Genomic DNA, 21,783 nt, shown 5'->3' on the forward strand with positions numbered 1-21,783 from the left:
GGTAAGCGGGCACGGGAAGCGGGTGCTTCCCGCCTCGCACCGCTACAGAAACCGGTGCCCGAGCCACCAACCCGCGCCCGCGAGCACCGCGGACGCCGGGATAGTCAGAATCCACGCCCAAACGATATTGCCGGCGACGCCCCATCGCACCGCGGACAACTTCCGCGTGGCGCCGACGCCGACAATCGCGCCGGTGATCGTATGCGTCGTCGACACCGGAATGCCAAGCCAAGACGCGAAAAAGAGCGTCAGCGCACCGCCTGTTTCCGCGCAGAAACCGCCGACCGGCTTTAACTTCGTGATCTTCTGCCCCATTGTGCGCACGATGCGCCAGCCGCCGAATAGCGTGCCCAGCCCCATCGACAGATAGCAGCCGCCGATCACCCAGATCGGCGGCGCATCGGCGCTCGCCGATACGTAGCCTGTCGCGATCAGCAGCATCCAGATGATACCGATCGTCTTCTGCGCGTCGTTGCCGCCGTGACCGAGACTATAGAGGCCAGCCGACAGCAATTGCAGCCGCCGGAAGCGCCGGTCGACCTTGCTCGGCGGCGTGCGGAAATACAGCCACGACACGTTCAGCATGAAAAACGAACCAAGCACGAAACCGAGCAACGGCGAGATGAAGATAAACGCAATCGTCTTGACCAGCCCGTCGAGATTCAGCGCGCCCCATCCCGATTTCGCGAGCGCGGCGCCGACCAGGCCGCCGATCAGCGCATGCGACGAACTCGACGGAATGCCGTAATACCACGTGACGATATTCCACCCGATCGCGCCGACCAGCGCGCCGAACACCACGTAGTGATCGACGATATTCGGATCGATCGTGCCTCTGCCGACGGTCTCCGCGACCTTCAGGTGAAAGATGAAATACGCGATGACATTGAACAACGCAGCAAACGCGACCGCCTGTTGCGGCTTGAGCACACCAGTCGACACGACCGTCGCGATCGAGTTGGCCGCGTCGTGAAAGCCGTTCATGAAGTCGAACACCAGCGCAACCGCAACCAGCGTTGCGACGACCCAGATAGCGAGTTGTACCGATTGCATCAGGCGTTTTCCAGCACGATGCCTTCGATGATGTTCGCGACATCCTCGCACTTGTCGGTGATCGCCTCGAGCAGCTCGTAAATGGCCTTCAGTTTGATCAGCGTCTTCACATCGTCTTCTTCGCGAAAGAGCTTGGACATCGCGGCACGCAGCACGCCGTCCGCGTCGGACTCGAGACGATCGATGTCTTCGCAGGCCTTCAGGATCGCGCGCGCCTGCTTCATGTCGGGCAGCAGCTGGACCGCCGCCTGCACGCGTTCGCAGCACGACGTGCAGATATGCGCGAGCTGGCTCGCCTCGGACGTCACCGCCTGCACGTCGTACAACGAAATGGCAGTGGCGACGTCCTCCATCAGGTCGAGGATGTCGTCCATCGTGCCGATCAGCTTGTGGATTTCGTCGCGGTCGAGCGGCGTGATGAAGGTTTTGTGCAGCAGGTCGATCGTTTCGTGCGTGAGCTTGTCGGCCGCCTTTTCGGCGGCCTGCACGTTACGTTTGTGAATTTCCGCGTCAGCGAGATTGTCGATCAGCAGCTCAAGCTCGTGGCTGGCCGAGACGATGTATTTCGCATGCGCGTTGAAGATCTCGAAGAATTTGCCCTCGGTGGGCATGAAACGACCGAACATTGGGTTCCTGAAGGGAGGCTATCGGACCAGGTGACGAGCGGATGGCACAACAGTATGACAGCGCATCTGTCATAAATCGTACATATTGTACCGCTCGATGCAGCCGAAGACACCGCCTCAGGACGCCCTTTTCGTCAACTATTCGCTGCCGTAGAACGACTGCGCGCCCGCAAAATTGTCGAACTTCGTGTATTGCCCGATGAACGTCAGCCGAACGGGACCGATCGGCCCGTTACGCTGCTTGCCGATGATAATTTCGGCCGTGCCCTTGTCCGGGCTGTCCGGGTTATAGACTTCGTCGCGATAGATAAACAGGATCACGTCCGCGTCCTGCTCGATAGCGCCGGATTCGCGCAAATCCGACATCACCGGCCGCTTGTTCGGACGCTGTTCGAGACCGCGGTTCAGCTGCGACAGCGCGATGACCGGCACGTCGAGTTCTTTTGCGAGGCTCTTAAGCGAACGCGAGATTTCGGAGATTTCGGTCGCGCGGTTCTCGCCCGCCGACGACCCGCTCATCAGCTGCAGGTAATCGACGATGATCAACCCCAGCTTGCCGCATTGCCGCGCAAGACGCCGTGCGCGCGAGCGCAATTCCATTGGGTTCAGACCACCGGTTTCGTCGATGAAGATCTGCGCTTCGCTCATCTTTTGCACCGCGTGCGTGAGCTTCGGCCAGTCTTCGTCGGTCAGGCGTCCGGTACGCATCCGGTGCTGATCGAGGCGCCCGACCGAGCCGAGCATACGCATCGTCAGTTGCGTGCCCGGCATTTCCATTGAGAACACCGCGACCGGCAAGCCGTACTCGACCGCGACGTATTCGCCGATGTTCATCGAAAACGCGGTGTTATGCGTGACCACGTAATCGTCGGTGATGTACAGGCGCGACGGGTGTGACACGGAAATGCACTGGGTAGCGGTCTGCCGGGTCGGCTCGATCGACGCGATAACCGGCAGCTTGCGACGCGTGCGCCCTGCCGTCAGCCGCGCGCGCTTCCCTTCGAACAGGAACAGGCTCTGCGGGTCCGGATGACTGATCGTGCATTGATACGCAGTTGCACCGTCCTTGCGTACGCCGTCGCTTGTGAAACTGCACCGCTTCTCCGAAATCGTGCACCAGCCGCCGAGCGAGCGGACCAGTTCGCACACGTCGCGCGCCAGATCCGGACTGGCCGTCGAGTAGCGCACCGTGCCCCACGATTCGACCCAGCCATCGGTATCGAGTAACCCACGAAGCAAATCGAGCCGCACCGATTTGCTCGCGTCGAGGTACGCGCGCGGAATGAACTTGTCGTAACTGGTTCGCCCCCAAAGTCCCATGTGCTCGAGCGCCTGCTTGAGCGAATTGACGGGCGGGCGGGCCGTTCCATCTTCCGCGGAGGACCGCTTGAGCCGCTTGATGCGCCAATCGTACTGGCCGCCCCAGCTGAGTTCGAGCGCGGCGCCGACGCGGCTGAGCATGCGTTCCAGTGTCTCTTCCGCCTTCACGCTGAAGCGCACGGCGGTGCCATCCAGCGCACCATCGCCGAGCAATGCGCCGAGCACCCACGCGTCGACCGCCAACGCCTCCTGGTGGCCGAAATCACCGCTCGCCATATCGATCCACAAGCGGTTGCGATAGCGCTCGCGCGCCAGCAGCGCGCGGATTTCCGCCGTGTTCAGAATGCGGGGCGTGGGCCAGTCGCGATAATGGACAGTCCACAGGTGTTCGTCGCAGCACTCGGCCGATCGCCCATCCGAGAAGCGCATCCGATACACCTGACGCTCGCCCTGCGGATAGCATCCGGTGACGATCGACGGCGCGCCGTCGACCGAAGCCAGCGCGTCGCCGACCGCGAGCTCGCCCATGCGCTTCCAGCCGGTCAGCGTCTTCACGCGGGCATCGAGCGGCTGCGCCTTGCCCATCGACGGTCTTCCCGCGACGATAATCAGCTCGCCGCCATGCATGCCGGACGTCATCCGGTCGAGGTCGACAAAACCAGTCGGCGTGCCGGTCACATCGCTCGGGTTAGCGGTGTGATAAAGCGTGTCGATACGCTCGACCACCTGCGTCAGCAGCGGACCAATCTCAAGGAAGCCCTGCGTACCGCGCGCGCCGTCTTCGGCGATCGAAAACACTTTCGATTCAGCCTCGTCGAGCAGCTGACGGACTTCCTTGCCCTGAGGGTTAAACGCATCGGCCGAAATTTCATCGGCCACCGACACGAGCCGCCGCAGCACCGCGCGATCGCGCACGATTTCGGCATAACGACGGATATTCGCGGCGCTCGGCGTGTTCTGCGCGAGCGCGTTCAAATATGCGAGCCCGCCGACCTCCTCCGCCTTGCCCGATGTGCTGAGCGCCTCGAACACCGTGACCACGTCCGCCGGACGCGTGGCCGCGATCAGCCGGCCGATGTGCTCGTAGATAATCCGGTGGTCATATCGGTAGAAGTCGCTTTGCGACAGAAAATCCGCAATGCGGTCCCATGCTGCATTGTCGAGCAGCAGCCCGCCGAGCACCGATTGCTCGGCCTCGATCGAATGCGGCGGGACTTTCAGCGACTCGAGTTGGGGATCTTTCGACGGTGCGTTCATGGGGTGGGATTATCGGGCAAATAAACGCGCGCGCAAAGGTTCACCGGCAGGCGCGGCGCGATTTGAAACGCGATAAAAAAAGCAGGGGCCGGTTTCCCGGCCCCTGCCCTTGCGCCAGCAACTGCCCGGCGACTTTTTTCTAGCGATGCGTCGCTTAGACGTGCTCGCCGAGCACCGACACCGTCACGTCGACGTGAACGTCGGTGTGCAGCGAAACCTGCACCGGATGGTCGCCGACCATCTTCAGCGGGCCTTCCGGCATGCGCACTTGCGCCTTTTCCACTGCGAAGCCTTGCTTGGTCAGCGTGCCGGCGATGTCCGCGTTCGTCACCGAGCCGAACAGGCGGCCGTCGACGCCAGCCTTCTGGCTGATCTGAACCGTCAGGCCGGCCATCTTTTCGCCGAGCGCCTGAGCGGCTGCCAGCTTTTCAGCGGCGACCTTTTCGAGTTCCGCGCGGCGGACTTCGAATTCGGCGATCGCGTCCTTCGTGGCGCGGCGCGCCTGCTTGTTCGGGATCAGGTAGTTACGTGCGTAGCCGTCCTTCACCTTGACGATATCGCCGAGGTTGCCCAGGTTGACGACTTTTTCGAGAAGAATGATCTGCATTCAATTGCTCCTTGTGGCGCCGTCGGGTTTAGGCCTTGTGCTGGTCGGTGTACGGCATCAGCGCGAGGAAACGCGCGCGCTTGATTGCCGTGTCCAGCTGGCGTTGATAGTGCGACTTCGTACCCGTAAGGCGCGCCGGCGTGATCTTGCCGTTTTCGCCGATGAAGTCCTTCAGCGTTTCGATGTCTTTGTAGTCGATCTGATCGACGCCGGCAGCCGTAAAGCGGCAGAACTTCTTGCGCTTGAAGAGCGGGTTTTGTTGCTGGCGACGCTTGTCGAATTTCTTACCAGTCGGGCGGGGCATGTTCAGTCCTTTCCTATGTCCTGCAAATCTGTGATGTGAAACACCAGAGTTCTCGCGTTGCGGCTTTTCTTCGCCAGGAAGCCGGTGAAGAGCGTTTCGACGCCCATCGCACAGCGCTCCAGCCTGCCGCTCGCTTCGCCGGCGGCCACCGCGGGCATCGTCAGTTCAACTTGCCGGGCAATGCCCGCTTCGACGACTTCGGTGCGGTGTTGCAACAGGCAGCCTGCAATCGGAACGCCGGCGGGGGTGTACCGCACCGGTTCGCGCTCGACGACGCTGGCTGTGAGTTGCAGCCGGTTCACTCTGATGGCTTGGTGTCTTAAGCCTGCGCTTCGGACGGTTGCGTAGCAGCCGCCTTCTTGGCTTCTTCGCGCTGCACTTCCTTCATCATCGGCGACGGGCCGGTTTCGGCCTTCTTCATCTTGACGATCAGGTGGCGCAGCACGGCGTCATTGAACTTGAATGCGTGCTCGAGTTCTTCGAGCGTGGTCTGGTCGCATTCGATGTTCATGCAGACGTAGTGGGCCTTCGCGAGTTTCTCGATCATGTAGGCCAGCTGGCGACGGCCCCAGTCTTCGATACGGTGGATCTGGCCACCGTGCGACGTGATCGTGGACTTATACCGGTCGATCATCGCGGGCACTTGCTCGCTTTGATCGGGGTGCACGATAAAGACGATTTCATAATGACGCATACACACTCCTTAAGTCGCTTTTGGATATAAAGCCACCCGGGCGTCGAACCGGTGTGGCAAGTGAGAAGCCCGAGAGTGTAACCCGAATGGGGCCGGACTGCAAGCGGGGATGCGCCTCACACTCGCACGATTACGCTTTGATTTTCAACGATTTACCGCGCGCCCTCAGCCCCCGCCGTCAGCTCCCGTCGCCTGTTTCCGTGCCGTTTTGCAGCCGTGCGCGCATCGCTGCTTCGAGCTGCGTCAACGATTCCGGCGCCGCGTCGGTAACGGCCCACCACATCATCCCGGCGTCGCGCCAGCGTGCCAGCGAGTAGCCGTCGCTCGACAGCGACGGGCCGGGCTTGCCGGCTGCCGGATCGTTATCGGGAAACACGTAGACGTCGATCACGTGCTTGGCATGCATGTAAGTCAGCACCGCGACCCGGCGATGGCCGACATAGTCGAGCCGCCCGCCCGCCAGCGCAAAGCCGCTCGACTTCAGGTCGACCACCGGCGGCGCATAGTCGATGCGGCCGTTGAACCAGGGCTTCACCGTATGCTGATCCGACGAGATCACGTCGATATCGCGCCCCGAAATCTGCGCGCGCACGTGACTCGACACCAGTTCGTCGACGAGACCGGACGGCGCGACCACGCGCTGCTGCGTATAAAGCACGCCGGCCGCCACCGCCGCGCACACCGCGAGCGCGAGTGCGCCGCCACGCCACGCGGCGCCGAACGGCAGCGCGACCGGCGCGCCGCCGCGAACCGGCCCCCAGCCACTCTCGCGCGCTTCGCCGGAAGCCGGCCGCTTGCCGCGCAGAAAATCGAGCCAGCGCCGGCTCGACGGTGAATCACGCCGACCGCCGCGCGGCGTCTGCGCAGTTTCGCCCCTCGTCGCGCCTCGGCTTGTCCCCTGATACTCGCCATCATTCCGCTCTGCGGCGGATCGGCTGGTCTCCTCGCGCTGCAAACCGGCGCCAGTCGCCGGCAGCGCCCCGATGATCCGCGCACGCAGTGCCTGCGGCGCGCGATGATATTGAGCCGCGGTGCGTACCGCGGCACTCAGCGCGCGCACTGCATCGCTTTCGCGCTGGCAGGCCGCGCAACGATCGATATGCTGCTGCAGCGCGTGCGCATCGGGCGGCGAGAGTTCCCGGTCGACGTTCGCGTCGATCAGCGGGCGTGCGTCGTTACAGTCCATCTGGGTTCTCCTGAGCGATACCGCCCGGCGTTGCGCCGGGATTACGTGGCGAGGGTCCGGAAGAGTGGCCGGGCGTCCGGTCGCCGGCCGATGACGGGTCCCCCGCCCGGTTGGCAAGCGCGCCCGGCGGCATCGTCCCCGGCGCCGCTGCGGGGGCTGCCGCGGCCCCGCCTACCGCACTGCCCCCGCAGCGCTTATCACGCGCGCCGCCGCGCCCGCCTGTCGCCGTGGCCGCCGCCCCCGCCGCGGCGCCACGCGATGGCGCCGGCTTGCCGGCCGCACGCGCCTGCAGCGACGCAAGCGACTCCGCGAGCCGCCGCCGTCCGCGCGCGAGACGCGACATCACCGTGCCCACCGGCAAATCGGCGATCGTCGCAATCTCGCGGTAACTGAGCTCCTCCAGTTCGCGCAGCACCATCACCTCGCGATATTCGGCCGGCAGCTGCTCGAGCGCCGCATGCACGAGACGCGCGTCCTGATCGCGGATCATCAGCGTCTCGGGGTCGGCGTTCGGTTCGCTCCAGCCCTCGAAGGTCGCATCGTCGAGGTTCTCGTCGAACTCGACCGAATGGCGCGACATCTCGCGCTTCTGCCATTCGGTGTACCAGGTGCGCCGCACAATGGTTAGCAGCCACGGTCGCGCGTTGTCGCCGTGGAACATGTCGAAGTAGCGGAACGCCCGGATATACGCGTCCTGCACGATGTCTTCGGCATCGTTCGGATTGCCGCATAACCAGCGCGCAAGGTTAAAAGCCGCATCGAGATGCGGCAGCGCCATCTGCTGGAAGCGGGCGCTGCGCTGTGCGGCATCACTGTCGGTTTCGATCACCGGAACCCTCCGAACGTTACCGCTGCCATACCGGCCACGCGCCGAGTTTATTCCCGCCGCGTGCGTCGTTCATCAGAAATAAAACGGGAATAAAAGACGCACGTTCAAGGTTCGACAGGCAGACCCCACCCTGCGAGGAGAGACCATGCAATCCACCCTTCGTCATCTGAAACGGCGCGATTTCCTGAAGCTGGCCGCGGTCGGCGGCGCGGCGTTCGCGTCGGCGCTGCCCGGCTTCACGTATGGGCGCGATCAGGAGTTTTACTTCGTGCAGCTGTCGGACGCGCACTGGGGGTTCGAAGGCCCGGCCGTCAATCCGGATGCGAAAGGCACGCTGCCCAAGGCAGTCGCGGCGGTCAACGCGCTGCCGGAGATGCCGGACTTCGTGATCTTCACTGGCGACCTCACGCATACGACCGACGATCCGCAGTTGCGCCGCGAGCGGATGAAACAGTTCGCGTCGATCGTCAGCGGGCTGAACGTGAAGCCGCTCTACCTGATGCCCGGCGAACACGATGCGAGTCTCGACGCGGGCGCCGCGTTCAAGGAGCACTTCGGCCCGACGCACTACACGTTCGATCACAAGGGCGTGCATTTCATCACACTCGACAATGTGTCGGATCCGGCGGGCCGCGTCGGCGCCGAGCAGATCGAATGGCTTGCCACCGATATCGACAAGCAGCCGAAGGACGCGCGCATCGTCGTCTTCACGCACCGGCCGCTGTTCGATCTGGCGCCGCAATGGGACTGGGCGACGCGCGACGGCGCGCAGGTGATCGACGTGCTGACGCGTCGACAGAACGTGACCGTGTTCTACGGACATATCCACCAGGAACATCACACGATGACCGGCAACATCGCGCACCACGCGGCGCGCTCGTTGATGTTCCCGCTGCCCGCGCCCGGCTCGCAGGAAAAGCGGCTGCCGGTCACGTGGGATGCGGCCGCGCCGTATCGCGGGCTGGGCTGGCGGCAGGTCGAAGTGAGCGCGCAGCCACGCACGTTCGCGCTGAATGAAATGCCGATTCGCAACATTTCCTGAGGACGCGCGATGCCAACCGCACTCCACCGCTTGCCGCAAAACGCCGCGCGACGCAGATGGCTGGGCTTCGCCGGCACGGCTGCCGCGCTCGCGGCGCTGTCGCGCATCCCGGCGCGCGCCGCCGAGCCGCGTGTGATTCGCGTGCACGCGAAGCGCTTCGTGTTCACGCCGAATCAGATCAAGCTCGCGCCGCATGAATCCGTGGTGTTCGAGCTGGTGTCGGAAGACGTCATGATGGGCTTTTCGATTCCGCAGTACGGCGTGCGCGTCGATGTGCCGCCGGGCGCGCCGGTGCGCCTGGCCGCGCAAGCGGGCGACGCCGGCACGGTCGAATTCCTGTGCGACATCTTTTGCGGATCGGGACACGAGACGATGAACGGCACGTTGATCGTCGGATGAAAGCGCGGGGCGGCGCGCGCGGGAACGTGTGCGCGCCGCCCCGCGTGCAACGGCCGTCCACTGATCACTCACCGCGGGCGAGCGGCATCGGGCAGTCGCGCTCTTGCGCGTCATTCGCGTGCTACGAGTCCCCCGTCCAGTATCCGGGCCGCGCGTACACCACCTTCAGATAATCGATGAAATATCGCACCTTGGCCGGCACGAAGCGTTGCTGCGGATACACCGCAAGAATGTCGTAGTCGGGCAGCGCGTAGTCGTCGAGCACGGTTTCGAGTTCGCCACGCGCGATCTGCTGCTGCACTTCCCACGTCGAACGCCAGCCGAGCCCGAGCCCTTCGGAGACCCAGCGGTGTAAAAGCTCGCCATCGTTGCAATCGAGCGTGCCGCCGACGCGCACCGTCACCAGCTTGCCGTTGCGCCGGAAATACCAGCCGCGGTTCTGCCCGCCTTGCAGATTGAATGCGAGGCAGTTGTGCGCGGGCAGGTCTTCGAGCGTCTTCGGCCGGCCGTGCTTTCTGAAATACGCGGGCGTGCCGCATACGACGCGCGAATTCGACGCGAGCTTGACCGCGACGAAGTTCGGATCGACCGCGCCGCCGATTCGAATCGACAGGTCGTAGCCTTCGCGCACGAGGTCGACGACGCGGTCGGTCAGATTGAACGACACCTGCAATTCCGGCTTGTCGGCGACAAAGGCCGGCGCGAGCGGCGCCACGTGCTTGCGGCCGAACGCGGCGGGCGCCGATACGATCAGATGGCCGCTCACCGCGCGGTGCCCGGCGCTCAGTTCGTTTTCCGCCTGATCCCATTCGGCCAGCATCCCGCGGCAGCGTTCGAGAAACGACGCGCCCTCCTCGCTGACGACCAGACGCCGAGTCGACCGGTACATCAGCTTCACGCCGAGCCGCTTTTCGAGCGCATCGATGCGCCGCCCGAGAATGACCGGCGACACGCCCTCCTCGAGCGCCGCGGCAGCCAGGCTGCCGGCATCCGCGACACGCACGAACGTTTCGATCTGTTTGAAGCGATCCATCTTCGTCTCCATCGCTAAATCGGCTTGGGGCAGGTGACTTCATGCCAACCGCGCGCCAACCGCACGCCAACCGCACGCCAACCGATTCGATACTTTTTGTATCGGAATAAACGACCCGGACTGATCTTATCAAACCTTTGGTGCAGGCCTACAGTGCGAAGAACGCCCCATTTCCCACATTGGCAGCACACCCCAGGAGACATTCATGGCCAAGATGAGAGCCGTCGACGCAGCCGTTCTGGTGCTCGAAAAGGAAGGTATCGACACCGCGTTCGGTGTGCCAGGCGCCGCGATCAATCCGTTCTATTCGGCCATGCGCAAAGCGGGCAACATCAGCCATGTGCTCGCTCGCCACGTCGAAGGCGCATCGCATATGGCCGAAGGCTACACACGCGCGTCCCCCGGCAATATCGGCGTGTGTATCGGCACGTCCGGCCCGGCCGGCACCGACATGATCACCGGCCTTTACTCCGCGTCCGCCGACTCGATTCCGATTCTCGCGATCACCGGCCAGGCGCCGCGCGCCCGGCTCTACAAGGAAGACTTTCAGGCGGTCGACATCGAATCGATCGCGAAGCCGGTCACCAAGTGGGCGGTCACGGTGCGCGAGCCGGCACTGGTGCCGCGCGTGTTCCAGCAGGCGTTCCACCTGATGCGCTCGGGCCGCCCGGGTCCGGTGCTGATCGACCTGCCGATCGACGTGCAACTGGCTGAAATCGAATTCGACATCGCGACCTACGAACCGCTGCCGATCTACAAGCCGAAAGCAAGCCGCGCACAGATCGAAGCCGCGCTGACGATGCTGAACAACGCGGAAAAGCCGCTGATCGTATCGGGCGGCGGCGTGATCAATGCCGCAGCCGAAGACCTGCTCGTGCAATTCGCCGAAACGCTGGGCGTGCCGGTGATTCCGACGCTGATGTCGTGGGGCGCGATTGCCGACGACCATCCGCTGATGGCCGGCATGGTCGGCCTGCAAACGTCGCACCGCTACGGCAACGCGACGATGCTCGCATCGGACTTCGTGCTCGGCATCGGCAACCGCTGGGCAAACCGCCACACCGGCAGCATCGAGGTGTACACGAAGGGCCGCAAGTTCGTGCACGTCGATATCGAACCGACGCAGATCGGCCGCGTGTTCGGCCCGGATCTGGGCATCGTGTCCGACGCGAAAGCCGCGCTCGAACTGTTCGTCGAAGTCGCGAAGGAATGGAAAGCGGCCGGCAAGCTGAAGAACCGCGGCGCGTGGGTCGAAGAATGCCAGGAGCGCAAGCGCACGATGCTGCGCAAGACGCACTTCGACAACGTGCCGGTCAAGCCGCAACGCGTGTACGAAGAGATGAACAAGGTGTTCGGCCGCGATACCTGCTACGTGAGCACGATCGGCCTGTCGCAGATCGCCGCCGCGCAGTTCCTGCATGTGTTCAAGGCGCGCAACTGGATCAATTGCGGTCAGGCCGGCCCGCTCGGCTGGACCATTCCGGCTGCGCTCGGCGTACGCGCCGCGGACCCGCAACGGCCGATCGTCGCGCTGTCCGGCGACTATGACTTCCAGTTCATGATCGAGGAATTGGCCGCCGGTGCGCAGTTCAAGCTGCCGTATGTGCACGTGGTGGTGAACAACTCGTACCTGGGTCTGATTCGCCAGGCGCAGCGCGCATTCGACATGGACTACTGCGTGCAGCTCGCATTCGACAACATCAACGCGCCGGAAATCGAAGGGTATGGCGTCGATCACGTTGCGGTCGCCGAAGGCCTCGGCTGCAAGGCGCTGCGCGTGTTCAAGCCGGAAGAAATCGCCCCGGCGCTGAAGAAGGCGCAGTCGATGCTCTCCGAGTTCAACGTGCCGGTGGTGGTCGAAGTGATTCTGGAACGCGTGACCAACATTTCGATGGGCACCGAAATCGATGCGGTCAACGAGTTCGAAGAGCTCGCGGCATCGCACCAGGATGCGCCGACTTCGATCAGCGCCCTTAGCGCGCTCGATTAAGCGCGACCTCGCACGATCGACACGGAAGACGGCGCGGCCCGCCCGGCTGCCGCCGCGCCGCGCTTATCCGTCGCTTCTGTTTTTTGCAGGGCCTGTCCGCGCGATTTGCGAAAACCGCGCGGACAGCACGCTGTTCATCTGACCGACCAGAGAGAAACAATGCCAAAGTTCGCTGCCAATCTGACGATGCTATTCAACGATGTCCCGTTCCTCGAGCGCTTTGCCGCTGCGGCGAACGCGGGTTTCGATGCTGTCGAGTTCCTGTTTCCTTATCCGTATCAGGCTGCCGAGCTGGCCGAGCGTTTGCAGCAAAACCGCCTGACGCTGGTGCTGCACAACCTGCCGGCCGGCAATTGGGAAGCCGGTGAACGCGGGATCGCGTGCCTGCCGGATCGCGTCGGCGAGTTCCAGGAAGGCGTCGGTCGCGCGATCGAATACGCGAAGGCGCTAAAGGTGCCGCAACTGAATTGCCTGGTCGGCATTCCGACCGCGGGAGTCGACGCGGACAAAGCACGCGCGACGATCGTCGACAACCTGCGCTTTGCCGCCGGCGCATTGAAAAGCGAAGGCATCCGGCTGCTGGTCGAGCCGTGCAACTCATACGACATTCCGGGCTTCGCGCTGAATCGGTCGGCCGAAGGGCTCGATGTAATCCGCGCGGTCGGCTCCGACAATCTGTTCCTGCAATACGACATCTATCACATGCAGCGGATGGAAGGCGAACTCGCGGCGACCATCAAAAAGAACTTCGCGTCGATCGCGCACATCCAGCTGGCCGACAACCCCGGTCGCAACGAACCCGGCACCGGCGAAATCAACTATCCGTTCCTGTTCGATCTGCTCGACTCGCTTGGCTATGCAGGCTATATCGGCTGCGAGTACAAGCCGCGTACGACGACAACCGAAGGTCTCGGCTGGCTTAAGGACGCCAGGACCCGACCAGTTGCGCACGCAACTGCATAAGCGCGGCGGCGCCCGGCGCGCCCCGTATGTCGAAAGAACAGGCACTTCAATTTATTACCGAATTCCAGGAGAGTACGCAAATGGCAAAGATCGGTTTCATCGGCCTCGGCATCATGGGCTCACATATGGCGCGCAACCTGCTGAAAGGCGGCCACACGCTGTTCGTGAACGGCGCATACCCGGTGCCCGACGATCTGACCAAAACGACGACTGTCGTTAAGAATTCGACGGCCGTCGCGCAAGCGGCGGACATCGTCGTGGTCATGGTGCCGGATACGCCCGACGTCGCCAACGTGCTGTTTGCCGATGACGGCGTGGCCGCGGGTCTTACCAAAGGCAAACTCGTGATCGACATGAGCTCGATCTCGCCGCTCGAAACGCAGGCCTTCGCGAAGAAGATCAACGAGCTCGGCTGCGATTATCTCGACGCGCCGGTGTCCGGCGGCGAAGTCGGTGCACGCGACGCCACGCTGACGATCATGGTCGGTGGCCCGCAAAAGGCGTTCGATCTCGCGAAGCCGCTGTTCGATCTGATGGGCAAGAACATCACGCTGATTGGCGACAACGGCGCGGGCCAGACCTGCAAGGTCGCGAACCAGATCATCGTTGCACTGAATATCGAAGCGGTGGCTGAAGCGTTGCTGTTCGCCGCGCGCTCGGGCGCCGATCCGGAACGCGTGCGCCGCGCGCTGATGGGCGGCTTTGCCGCATCGCGCATTCTCGAAGTGCATGGCGAACGGATGACGAAGCGCACGTTCAATCCGGGCTTCCGGATCGAACTGCATCAGAAGGACCTGAACCTCGCACTCGACGGCGCGCGCAAGCTCGGCATCGCGCTGCCGCATACCGCCAGCGCCCAGCAGCTGTTCAGTGTGTGCGCGGCGAACGGCGGCAAGGCGTGGGATCACTCGGCAATGGTCCGTGCACTCGAAATCATGGCGAACTTCGAGGTTGCGCAGGCGCCCACCAGCGACGCGAAGGCCGCCTGACGACGCAACCGTCAACTTCAACGAAGCAGAACTCGGGCTGCCGCGGAAACATCGCAGCGGCCCTCCTGTGGGGCGTCCGGTTCGACGCGCGCGACGCGTCGGACCGGACAATCAGGCCGCTCTGGGCTGAGGGCGGCTAGTGGGGTCCGCAGCGGCACCCGGCGTCGACGGGGAAGCCTTGGTCGGTCAGACGCCGTCGTCGGGTGTCCGCCTGTCGGATTTCATCGAGCGCGCGCGATGCGCGCCGCCCGTGCGCGGTGTGCGTTATAACAGGCCACGCGCAATTAGCACGGCGCAAAGCGTCCCGGCTGAAAAATCCTCAACAGATAGTCCTTCAACGACGCATCGAAGTCCGGCCGCTCAATCGTATTGAGCAGTTGGGTCAGCGATGTGAAGCTGAATTCGACCGGGTACGTCTGGTCGACATAGTCCTGCAACGCCTTGCGTGTCTGGAACGGCGTGAAGTCGACGACGCACGACCTCGCGTGCAGACTCGCGATATGCGACTTCAGATCGGTCACCGTGTCCGGAATACCGTAAGGCGCCGACGAAATCTCGACGATAGACTTGCCCGTCGGATAGTAGAGGTCGTGAAACCCGTCCACCGTGGGTGACACATCGGGCAACTTCAACGTCACGATGACGTCCGCATGCGTGCCTTCGCTGTGATAGCGGGTTATCGCCTGCGACGGAAAGACATAGTTGCCCGACAGTGCGTCTTTCAACATCAGCGGCAACAACAGGTCTTGCGCGACAAGCAGCGAAAACATCCCATAGAGTGCCAGCGGCACAGCCGGATACGTACGCGCCCTCACGCGGGTCAGCATACCGATCGATGCGGCCGCAACGAACGTCAGGCCGTAGCTGACGGTACGCGGCGAATACAGGTCGTACTGCGTTTGCGTGCGCAGAAAGAACGCCAGCAGCAGGAAGCCGACGCCCGATACCATCAGCAACCCGCATGCGCGTGCGTCGTTATCGCCGCGCGCGGCGCTGCCCAGCTGCGGTGACCATGACCATTGTTTTCTCGCGAGCCACAGGAACAGGATGGCCGCCACGCCAAACCAGACGCCCTCTTTCGCGAACTGGAGAATGAACTTGAGCGTCAGGAATCCGAACGTTTCAGGCGCCGGAATGCGTGCAATGCCGGTTCCGAAGCCGGTCATGTGGACATTGAATTGCTGATAGGCAACGAAGACGACTGCTGACGCGACAAAACCCGGTAAAGCACGCAGTGCCGTGTATCGGCCATAGGCAAGCCACGCGCCGATAAAGATAAACGCGGCGAACGGCGCAAAGAAGTAACGGGCCGAGCAGCCGATCATCAGAAACATCGCCAGTAGCGCGACATTCCGGTAGCGCTTTTCGCTTCGTTGGATGCGCGAAATCGCGTACACCGCGCCGCAGAACGCGAACAGAAACAGATTCTCCGACCAGGTGAACTGATACAGCCCGATCGACAGCGGGTTGACGATGATCAGCGCCGGGACCAGCACATTGCGGAAGGTCTTCATCAGCAAGCGGAACCCGCCGAGCGCGAGGATCAGGTTGGTTGCCTTGCTACTCAGCAGCAGACTCGCGATCTCGTGCGACGGCGCGGTCAGCGCGATCGCAAGCGGGTAGCCGCACGGGAAGGTCGCGAAATACGCGCCGTCGACGGTGCAGCCGTTGCCCTGCAGAATCGATTGCGCGAGATACAGATAATTCCACGAATCGACCGTCATGAAACCGAACGCGCAGGCGGCCAGCGTCCCCATCAATAGCACAACGAACATCGCCAGAAAGTACGCAACGCGCGTCGACATCCAGTTGCGCGTGGTCGCGCGCTGCCGTTCCGGTTGCCCCTGCATCGAACCAGTACGCTCCATTCCGGCGGATGGCGGCGGCATGACAGGCAATCCGCGTAATGTCCCTGTCACCCATCGATAGATCTGAGCCGCCAGCATTTGCCTGTCCTTTGACCGCGTTATAAGCGTCGCGCTACGGCTAAAAAGACCGTTGCATCGATCGATATAGCCGCAGAAGCGGCGGATTGCCAGTCATGGGGATACACCGCCGAACGAGGTTTCGAACGGGCGATATCGAATCGCCGCGGCCATCGCCGGTTTTGCTCCGGCGCCGCGACTCCCCCTGTCGCTATGGCGGGCGCTGTGCGCTCCGCATTGTCACCGCGGTCCAGCCGCGGTCAACCCTTGCTGACCTGCTTGCTAGATCGCCAGCATCACGCTAATCGCACACAAGCCGATCACCGCACCGCTCACGCGGTCCTTGAACGTGAACACGATCGGGTCGTCATGCATCTGGCCGCGAAACGCGAACAACCAGATCCGGCTGACCCAGTACAGTGTCAGCGCGAACACAGCCCACAGCATTTGAGGATGCCGGTATAGCGCCGACATTTCCGGCGAATTCAGATAGAGCGCCAGCACCAGCACCGCGAGATACGCGGACGACGTGCCGAACGAGCGCAGAATCGACATATCCTGCGTGATATAGCCGCGCCCGGCCGCTTCCATCTTGCCTTGACGCAGGATGCTTTCTAGCTCGACGTAGCGCTTCACCATCGCGAGGCTCAGGAAGATCGGCACGCAGAAAAGGATCAGCCAGTACGACAGCACGATGTCGGTGGCCGCACCACCGGCGATCACGCGCACCGTGTACAGGCACGCGAGCATAAACACGTCGATCAACGCCATCCGCTTCAGGCTGAACGAATACGCGACGGTTGCCGCCATATACGCGGCCAGCACCGCGCCGAAATGCCACGGCAGCAGCAATGCGAGCGCCGCGCCCGAGGCGAGCAGCAGCACGGTCATCACAATGCCGAACGACAGCGACAGATTCCCCGACGCGAATGGACGGTTACGCTTTCTTTCGTGGCGGCGATCCGCATCGAGGTCAAGCATATCGTTGAGCAGATACACCGACGACGCGCACAGACTGAACGATGCGAATGCGATACACGCGGCGAGCACCGCATGCCAATCGGTGAAACGGTGCGCGGTCAGCATCGGCACAAAGATCAGCACGTTCTTGACCCACTGATGCACGCGCATCTCTTTCAGCACGAGCGGCACAATCTGGCGCTTGCTTTCGAAAAAGACGATCGCTTCATTCACCTTGCGGGCCGCCGCGGCGATATGCCGGTCGCCGACCACGATCGCCCGGCGCGCGCGCCGCCACACCGGCACGTCGGCAAGCGCATCGCCGCAGTAATCGAAACCGTGGTCGCCGAATTCCGCGACCAGCGCGTCGGCCTTGTTGCGTCCCAGCAGGTTATGTTCGGCCGTGCTCGCCAGCACGCCCTTGAACAGGCCGAAGTGTTCGGCCACCTGGCTCGCAAAACGGTGATTCGACGCGGTGCACAGGTATAACGACCGTCCGGTGGAATGCTCGTCGCGCAGGTAGTCGACCAGCTGGTTGTTGTATGGGAGTACGCCGACATCGAGAGTCACGCGCTTTGCGATCTGATCCTTCAGATAGGCCTTGCCATGCAGCATCCAGCCGATGCACAGGAAAATCGCCCAGGGGTTTTGCTTGATCAGCACCAGCAGACCTTCGAGCAGGAAGTCCGTGCGCGTCAGCGTGCCGTCCAGATCGACGCATAACGGAATTGTCGTGTTCGCCATGTGCTACCTCGCGGGCTGACTGCTTTTTTCGATGCACCGCGTGCCCCTCATCGCCCGGGTCCCACACCCCATCGATCCGGAAGGCCTGCAACCGCGGAATCTGCCATTCACGCACAATCGGCATACGCAGCCTTGCGTGACCTGATCATGCTATCGACGCGCGATTCACCGCTCTGTACGGCACCGCACCACCGGTTCAAGCGAACACGAATCGCTTATCGAGGTGGTACTTCGCGAAATAGCCGAGCGTGAGTCCGAGTGCGCCGCCCGCGAGACGGGCCGGCTCGGTATGGAACATCGCTTCCGCACTGAATTCGACGGCCCAGAACAGTGCGGTCGTGCCGACACCCATCACCACGTACATCGTGAACGTCTGCAGACCGTGCGCGACGCTGCGATGCGGATAGCGGAATATCCAGACCTTATCGAGCATGTACTTGACGACGAGGCCGACACCCGTGCCGACGCAAACCGACAGCGGCACCGCGAGCCATCCGCTGTACACCCAGAACGAAAACTTCTGGCTGGCGAGGTTCGCGACAATCGACAAGCCCGCGAACACCGCGTACCAGACGACCAGTTGCGAACGCCCGAGCGGCGCCGCCGCCACCGCCGGGCCGCTCACAGCGACACCCGCTTGAACACGAAGCCCGGCAGCGAGCGGATGATCAGCATGATTGCGCTCCAGAACCATGGGGTATACAGCGCATCCTTGCCGCGTTCGATCGCGCGGACGATGTCGGCCGCGACGCGATCCGGTGACGCCACCAGCGGCCCCGGCAGAGACAGACCGGCGGTCATCGGCGTATCGACAAAGCCGGGCTTGATCGTCAGCACGTTCACGCCGTGTTTGAAGAGCCGCGCGCGCAGCCCTTCGCAGAAGGTCGCCACCGCCGCTTTCGCGGCACCGTAGACGTAATTGGATGGGCGGCCACGGTCGCCCGCGACCGACGCGATCACCGCAAGCGTGCCGCTGCGCTGGCTTTCGAACACGCCGGCGAGCAAGGTCAGCAACGCGATCGTCGAGATCGCGTTGGTCGATAGCTCGTGCAGCGCAGTGCCGACTTCGCGCTCGCATTGCGTCTGGTCAGGCAGCGACCCATGCGCGATCAGCACGATGTCGATCTGCCCGAGATCGCGGCGACACGCCTCGAGCATGGCCGGATGCTGCAAATGGTCGTTCATGTCGAGCACGTGCGTGAATACGTTGCCCGCGCCGCGCGCGCGCAGATCCTGCGCGACCGCTTCGAGCCGCAGCGGGTGACGTCCGCTCAGGAACAGGTTCGCGCCCTGCTGCGCCCAGCGCCGCGCGCACGCGGCCGCGATCGCGGACGAGCCGCCGATGATCAGAACGTTTTTCATAGCTGTGTGGTCCGTTGCCAGAAGCGCGACATCAACGCCGGGTCGCGGTTTCGTTCGAGTTGTTGCCACGCCGGATACGCAGCACGAAAGCACGCGCCGCTCATATGCGCGTCTTTTGCCGGATACTGCCGCCCGCCCGCATCGCAGACGATCGCGTCGAGTTGCGCAAAGAGCGCGTCATTGCGGCGCGCATGCTGCGGGAAATCCAGCGCGAGCGACACGCCCGGCATCGGAAACGACAGCAACCCTGGCGATTCGAGCGTTCCGCAGCGTTTGAGCACCGCGAGAAACGAGCCCGAGCCGCTGCGCGCGATCGCCGAAAGAATCGCTCGCAGCGCATCGCGCGCGGCGCTTTCGGGAATCACACATTGGTGTTGCTGAAAGCCGCGTCGTCCGTAGATACGGTTCCAGTGCAGGATGCTGTCGAGCGGATACAGGAAACGCAGCAGATCGACATCCGCGTGCGCGGTCCGATGCAGTTGACGGCGGTAGTAAAGCGCGTTGAACGGTCTGAGCGTATAGCGGTTGATCAGCGAAAGCGGCAGCGCGAAAGGCACGGTGCGCACGCGCGCGGCCGGCATCGACAGGTCGCCGTCGGTCGCGTGATCGCCGCACATATAGATGCCGCGCCCGAGCGACGCGCCGCTCGCCAGACAATCGACCCACGCGACCGCATATTCGTGCTGCGAATCGAGTTCGTTCGACAGCGCGAAAAAGCCATCGAGATTGTCGAAGCGGATCGACGTGGTCGAAATGCGGCTCGATTGCACCGGCATCAACTGGATTTCGACCCACTCGATCACGCCGGTCAGTCCGAGGCCGCCGATCGTCGCGCGGAACAGTTCATCGTTTTCGCCCGGCGCGCATTCGCTCGGCGACCGGTCGGAGCGCAGCAGCGAAAAGCGCCTGACATGCCGGCCAAACGTGCCGCGCAGATGATGGTTTTTGCCGTGCACATCGTTCGCGACCGCGCCGGCGAGCGTGACGAACTGCGTGCCGGGCGTGACCGGCAGCATCCAGCCGCGCGGCACGGCCAGCGCGAGCACGTCGCCGAGCGTGACGCCCGCTTCGGCGCGCAGAATGCCGGCCGTCCAGTCCGCGCTGATGAAACGGCCGACGCCGCGCATATGCAGCACATGGTCGGTCGCCGCGAGACAACTGTCGCCATAGCTGCGGCCATTGCCGAACGCGAGCGTCGTGCCGAAGCGGGTGCTGACGCGCTCCAGTTCGGTCTGGATCGCGTCGCGCCACGCTAGCGGATGACTCGATTGGGGCGCGTGAGGATAGTGTCCCCACGATTGCAGCTTCGACACGCTCATTCGCTCCCGCACTGGTACGGATGAGCGCGATGTTAGCGACGTGGGGCTGGCGTGACCGTGGGTTGCCTCACAAAGGCGGGTGAAAGTCTTGTGCGCGCAGGCCGGCGCGGGCTAGTACAGATCGAAAGCCTGCTGTAACGCGGCTGGGCCTGTGCCGCCGGCGGCAAGCGCCAGCATCAGCAGCACGCGTGCCTTGTAAGGATTGAGCGAGTTCGCGGTAATAAAGCCGAGCGCATCGTCCGACGCCGCGCCGTTGTGCATCACATGCCCCGAGCCGACCCGCGATGCGCGCACCACCGCGACACCCCGCGCAACCGCGTCGGCCAGGCCCTGTTGCAACGCTGCGTGAATCGAGCCATTGCCGGTGCCGGCCACGACGATACCGCGCACGCCCGCCTGTACGAGCGCATCGACGATCACGCGGGTGGCGCCCGCGTAACTCGTGACGATCTCGACCGCGGGCCACGCGCCGGTGGACGCGGCGTCGATCGCGAATTCGCAGGCAACCGTGTGCGGCCGCACGACGCCGCGCTGGAACTCGACGCGGCCATCCTGCACCCAGCCCAGCGCGCCGACTTCCGGCGACTGAAACGCATCGACGGCGAACGTGCTGGTCTTCACGACGTCGCGCGCACTATGAATCCGGTTATTGAACGCGACCAGCACGCCCTGCCCGTGCGCCGCGCGATTCGCGGCGACGCTGACCGCATTGAGCAGGTTCAGCGGTCCGTCGGCCGACAGCGCGCTCGACGGCCGCATCGCGGCGGTCAGCACGACCGGTTTCGTGCTCTTGACGGTCAGGTGCAGCAGGTACGCGGTTTCTTCGAGCGTATCGGTGCCGTGCGTGATCACGACACCTTCGATATCGCCGGTGGCGAGCAGTGCATTCACCCGCAGCGCCAGTTTCGCCCACAGCGCGAACGACATGTCCTTGCTGTCGATGCTCGCGATCTGCTCCGCCTGGATGTGCGCGAGCGTCGACAACGCCGGCACGGCCGCGAGCAGTTGCCCGACACCAACGACACCCGCCTGGTAGCCGGCGGTGCTGGTCGCATCCTGCGCGGAGCCGGCGATCGTGCCGCCGGTCGCAAGCACGGCGATGCGCGGCAGCGCGCTCAAAGGGATGGCAGAAGACGACGAGGAAGGAGAGGTATTCATGGCGGCGATTGTAAGCGATGCTC

The 21,783-nt window shown here is 63.5% G+C and carries 21 protein-coding genes; 5 read left to right on the plus strand and 16 right to left on the minus strand.

Annotated features, from left to right (window positions below; genetic code table 11):
• Positions 1-42: 42 nt before the first annotated feature.
• The 9 genes from BX592_RS07265 to BX592_RS07305 form a co-directional block, all read right to left on the minus strand.
• Positions 43-1,053, minus strand: coding sequence for an inorganic phosphate transporter (locus tag BX592_RS07265; RefSeq protein WP_134190984.1), 1,011 nt, complete (start codon positions 1,051-1,053; stop codon positions 43-45).
• Positions 1,053-1,679 carry a DUF47 domain-containing protein gene (locus tag BX592_RS07270; protein ID WP_134190985.1) on the minus strand — a complete coding sequence of 209 codons (627 nt, stop codon included), beginning with the start codon at positions 1,677-1,679 and terminating at the stop codon, positions 1,053-1,055. Before BX592_RS07270 ends, BX592_RS07265 begins: the two co-directional genes overlap by 1 nt.
• Before the next feature lie 138 nt (positions 1,680-1,817).
• Entirely contained in the window at positions 1,818-4,256 is a 2,439-nt protein-coding gene (gene dnaB / locus BX592_RS07275) for a replicative DNA helicase (protein WP_134190986.1), read from the minus strand.
• Between the two features lie 154 nt (positions 4,257-4,410).
• A complete protein-coding gene (gene rplI / locus BX592_RS07280) occupies positions 4,411-4,863 on the minus strand; it encodes a 50S ribosomal protein L9 (protein ID WP_134190987.1) in 453 nt (150 codons plus the stop codon).
• A 28-nt stretch (positions 4,864-4,891) separates the two neighbouring features.
• Positions 4,892-5,167: a 30S ribosomal protein S18 gene (gene rpsR / locus BX592_RS07285; protein ID WP_134190988.1), complete on the minus strand. Its 276-nt coding sequence runs from the start codon at positions 5,165-5,167 to the stop codon at positions 4,892-4,894.
• Between the two features lie 2 nt (positions 5,168-5,169).
• Positions 5,170-5,469 carry a primosomal replication protein N gene (gene priB / locus BX592_RS07290; protein WP_134190989.1) on the minus strand — a complete coding sequence of 100 codons (300 nt, stop codon included), beginning with the start codon at positions 5,467-5,469 and terminating at the stop codon, positions 5,170-5,172.
• Between the two features lie 17 nt (positions 5,470-5,486).
• On the minus strand, positions 5,487-5,861 hold the full coding sequence (gene rpsF / locus BX592_RS07295; RefSeq protein ID WP_134190990.1) for a 30S ribosomal protein S6: 375 nt from the start codon (positions 5,859-5,861) through the stop codon (positions 5,487-5,489).
• A 178-nt stretch (positions 5,862-6,039) separates the two neighbouring features.
• The gene (locus BX592_RS07300) at positions 6,040-7,047 is read right to left on the minus strand and encodes an anti-sigma factor family protein (RefSeq protein ID WP_134190991.1); all 1,008 of its coding nucleotides are present in this window, start codon (positions 7,045-7,047) and stop codon (positions 6,040-6,042) included.
• Positions 7,037-7,876: an RNA polymerase sigma factor gene (locus tag BX592_RS07305; protein ID WP_134190992.1), complete on the minus strand. Its 840-nt coding sequence runs from the start codon at positions 7,874-7,876 to the stop codon at positions 7,037-7,039. Before BX592_RS07305 ends, BX592_RS07300 begins: the two co-directional genes overlap by 11 nt.
• Positions 7,877-8,021: 145 nt before the next feature.
• Between BX592_RS07305 and BX592_RS07310 the strand changes: the two genes are divergently transcribed.
• Both BX592_RS07310 and BX592_RS07315 read left to right on the plus strand, forming a co-directional pair.
• Complete coding sequence (locus tag BX592_RS07310) at positions 8,022-8,918, plus strand: metallophosphoesterase family protein (RefSeq protein ID WP_134190993.1); 897 nt, start codon at positions 8,022-8,024, stop codon at positions 8,916-8,918.
• 9 nt (positions 8,919-8,927) lie between these two features.
• Complete coding sequence (locus tag BX592_RS07315) at positions 8,928-9,317, plus strand: cupredoxin domain-containing protein (protein WP_134190994.1); 390 nt, start codon at positions 8,928-8,930, stop codon at positions 9,315-9,317.
• Positions 9,318-9,438: 121 nt separating this feature from the next.
• Here the strand turns inward: BX592_RS07315 and BX592_RS07320 are convergent, their stop codons facing one another.
• Complete coding sequence (locus BX592_RS07320; protein ID WP_134190995.1) at positions 9,439-10,350, minus strand: LysR family transcriptional regulator; 912 nt, start codon at positions 10,348-10,350, stop codon at positions 9,439-9,441.
• Positions 10,351-10,555: 205 nt separating this feature from the next.
• Between BX592_RS07320 and gcl the strand changes: the two genes are divergently transcribed.
• The 3 genes from gcl (at position 10,556) to BX592_RS07335 (ending at position 14,292) form a co-directional block, all read left to right on the plus strand.
• Positions 10,556-12,340 (plus strand): glyoxylate carboligase, encoded by a 1,785-nt coding sequence (gene gcl, locus BX592_RS07325; RefSeq protein WP_134190996.1) that lies wholly within the window; start codon positions 10,556-10,558, stop codon positions 12,338-12,340.
• Positions 12,341-12,499: 159 nt separating this feature from the next.
• On the plus strand, positions 12,500-13,303 hold the full coding sequence (hyi, locus tag BX592_RS07330; RefSeq protein ID WP_134190997.1) for a hydroxypyruvate isomerase: 804 nt from the start codon (positions 12,500-12,502) through the stop codon (positions 13,301-13,303).
• 80 nt (positions 13,304-13,383) lie between these two features.
• Positions 13,384-14,292 (plus strand): 2-hydroxy-3-oxopropionate reductase, encoded by a 909-nt coding sequence (locus BX592_RS07335; protein ID WP_134190998.1) that lies wholly within the window; start codon positions 13,384-13,386, stop codon positions 14,290-14,292.
• Between the two features lie 284 nt (positions 14,293-14,576).
• Here the strand turns inward: BX592_RS07335 and BX592_RS07345 are convergent, their stop codons facing one another.
• From BX592_RS07345 to BX592_RS07370, 6 genes are all read right to left on the minus strand, one after another.
• A complete protein-coding gene (locus BX592_RS07345; protein WP_134191000.1) occupies positions 14,577-16,181 on the minus strand; it encodes a hypothetical protein in 1,605 nt (534 codons plus the stop codon).
• Positions 16,182-16,499: 318 nt separating this feature from the next.
• Positions 16,500-17,921: a UbiA family prenyltransferase gene (locus tag BX592_RS07350; RefSeq protein WP_134191001.1), complete on the minus strand. Its 1,422-nt coding sequence runs from the start codon at positions 17,919-17,921 to the stop codon at positions 16,500-16,502.
• Between the two features lie 196 nt (positions 17,922-18,117).
• Entirely contained in the window at positions 18,118-18,546 is a 429-nt protein-coding gene (locus BX592_RS07355) for a GtrA family protein (RefSeq protein WP_243849362.1), read from the minus strand.
• Positions 18,543-19,283: an SDR family oxidoreductase gene (locus BX592_RS07360; RefSeq protein ID WP_134191003.1), complete on the minus strand. Its 741-nt coding sequence runs from the start codon at positions 19,281-19,283 to the stop codon at positions 18,543-18,545. Before BX592_RS07360 ends, BX592_RS07355 begins: the two co-directional genes overlap by 4 nt.
• A complete protein-coding gene (locus BX592_RS07365; protein ID WP_134191068.1) occupies positions 19,280-20,596 on the minus strand; it encodes an FAD-binding oxidoreductase in 1,317 nt (438 codons plus the stop codon). Before BX592_RS07365 ends, BX592_RS07360 begins: the two co-directional genes overlap by 4 nt.
• 117 nt (positions 20,597-20,713) lie before the next feature.
• Positions 20,714-21,760 carry an asparaginase gene (locus BX592_RS07370; protein WP_134191004.1) on the minus strand — a complete coding sequence of 349 codons (1,047 nt, stop codon included), beginning with the start codon at positions 21,758-21,760 and terminating at the stop codon, positions 20,714-20,716.
• Positions 21,761-21,783: the final 23 nt, after the last annotated feature.

The organism is Paraburkholderia rhizosphaerae (genome assembly GCF_004366595.1).
GTDB lineage: Bacteria > Pseudomonadota > Gammaproteobacteria > Burkholderiales > Burkholderiaceae > Paraburkholderia > Paraburkholderia rhizosphaerae.

Bases quoted from the DNA above. Each gene is read 5' to 3' on its own strand.
- BX592_RS07270 (WP_134190985.1), bottom strand. From the start codon at position 1,679: ATGTTCGGTCGTTTCATGCCCACCGAGGGCAAATTCTTCGAGATCTTC.
- BX592_RS07350 (WP_134191001.1), bottom strand. From the start codon at position 17,921: ATGGCGAACACGACAATTCCGTTATGCGTCGATCTGGACGGCACGCTG.
- BX592_RS07310 (WP_134190993.1), top strand. From the start codon at position 8,022: ATGCAATCCACCCTTCGTCATCTGAAACGGCGCGATTTCCTGAAGCTG.
- BX592_RS07360 (WP_134191003.1), bottom strand. From the start codon at position 19,283: ATGAAAAACGTTCTGATCATCGGCGGCTCGTCCGCGATCGCGGCCGCG.
- hyi (WP_134190997.1), top strand. From the start codon at position 12,500: ATGCCAAAGTTCGCTGCCAATCTGACGATGCTATTCAACGATGTCCCG.
- gcl (WP_134190996.1), top strand. From the start codon at position 10,556: ATGGCCAAGATGAGAGCCGTCGACGCAGCCGTTCTGGTGCTCGAAAAG.
- BX592_RS07315 (WP_134190994.1), top strand. From the start codon at position 8,928: ATGCCAACCGCACTCCACCGCTTGCCGCAAAACGCCGCGCGACGCAGA.
- rpsF (WP_134190990.1), bottom strand. From the start codon at position 5,861: ATGCGTCATTATGAAATCGTCTTTATCGTGCACCCCGATCAAAGCGAG.
- dnaB (WP_134190986.1), bottom strand. From the start codon at position 4,256: ATGAACGCACCGTCGAAAGATCCCCAACTCGAGTCGCTGAAAGTCCCG.
- BX592_RS07320 (WP_134190995.1), bottom strand. From the start codon at position 10,350: ATGGATCGCTTCAAACAGATCGAAACGTTCGTGCGTGTCGCGGATGCC.
- rpsR (WP_134190988.1), bottom strand. From the start codon at position 5,167: ATGCCCCGCCCGACTGGTAAGAAATTCGACAAGCGTCGCCAGCAACAA.
- BX592_RS07300 (WP_134190991.1), bottom strand. From the start codon at position 7,047: ATGGACTGTAACGACGCACGCCCGCTGATCGACGCGAACGTCGACCGG.
- BX592_RS07265 (WP_134190984.1), bottom strand. From the start codon at position 1,053: ATGCAATCGGTACAACTCGCTATCTGGGTCGTCGCAACGCTGGTTGCG.
- BX592_RS07335 (WP_134190998.1), top strand. From the start codon at position 13,384: ATGGCAAAGATCGGTTTCATCGGCCTCGGCATCATGGGCTCACATATG.
- BX592_RS07345 (WP_134191000.1), bottom strand. From the start codon at position 16,181: ATGCCGCCGCCATCCGCCGGAATGGAGCGTACTGGTTCGATGCAGGGG.
- BX592_RS07370 (WP_134191004.1), bottom strand. From the start codon at position 21,760: ATGAATACCTCTCCTTCCTCGTCGTCTTCTGCCATCCCTTTGAGCGCG.
- rplI (WP_134190987.1), bottom strand. From the start codon at position 4,863: ATGCAGATCATTCTTCTCGAAAAAGTCGTCAACCTGGGCAACCTCGGC.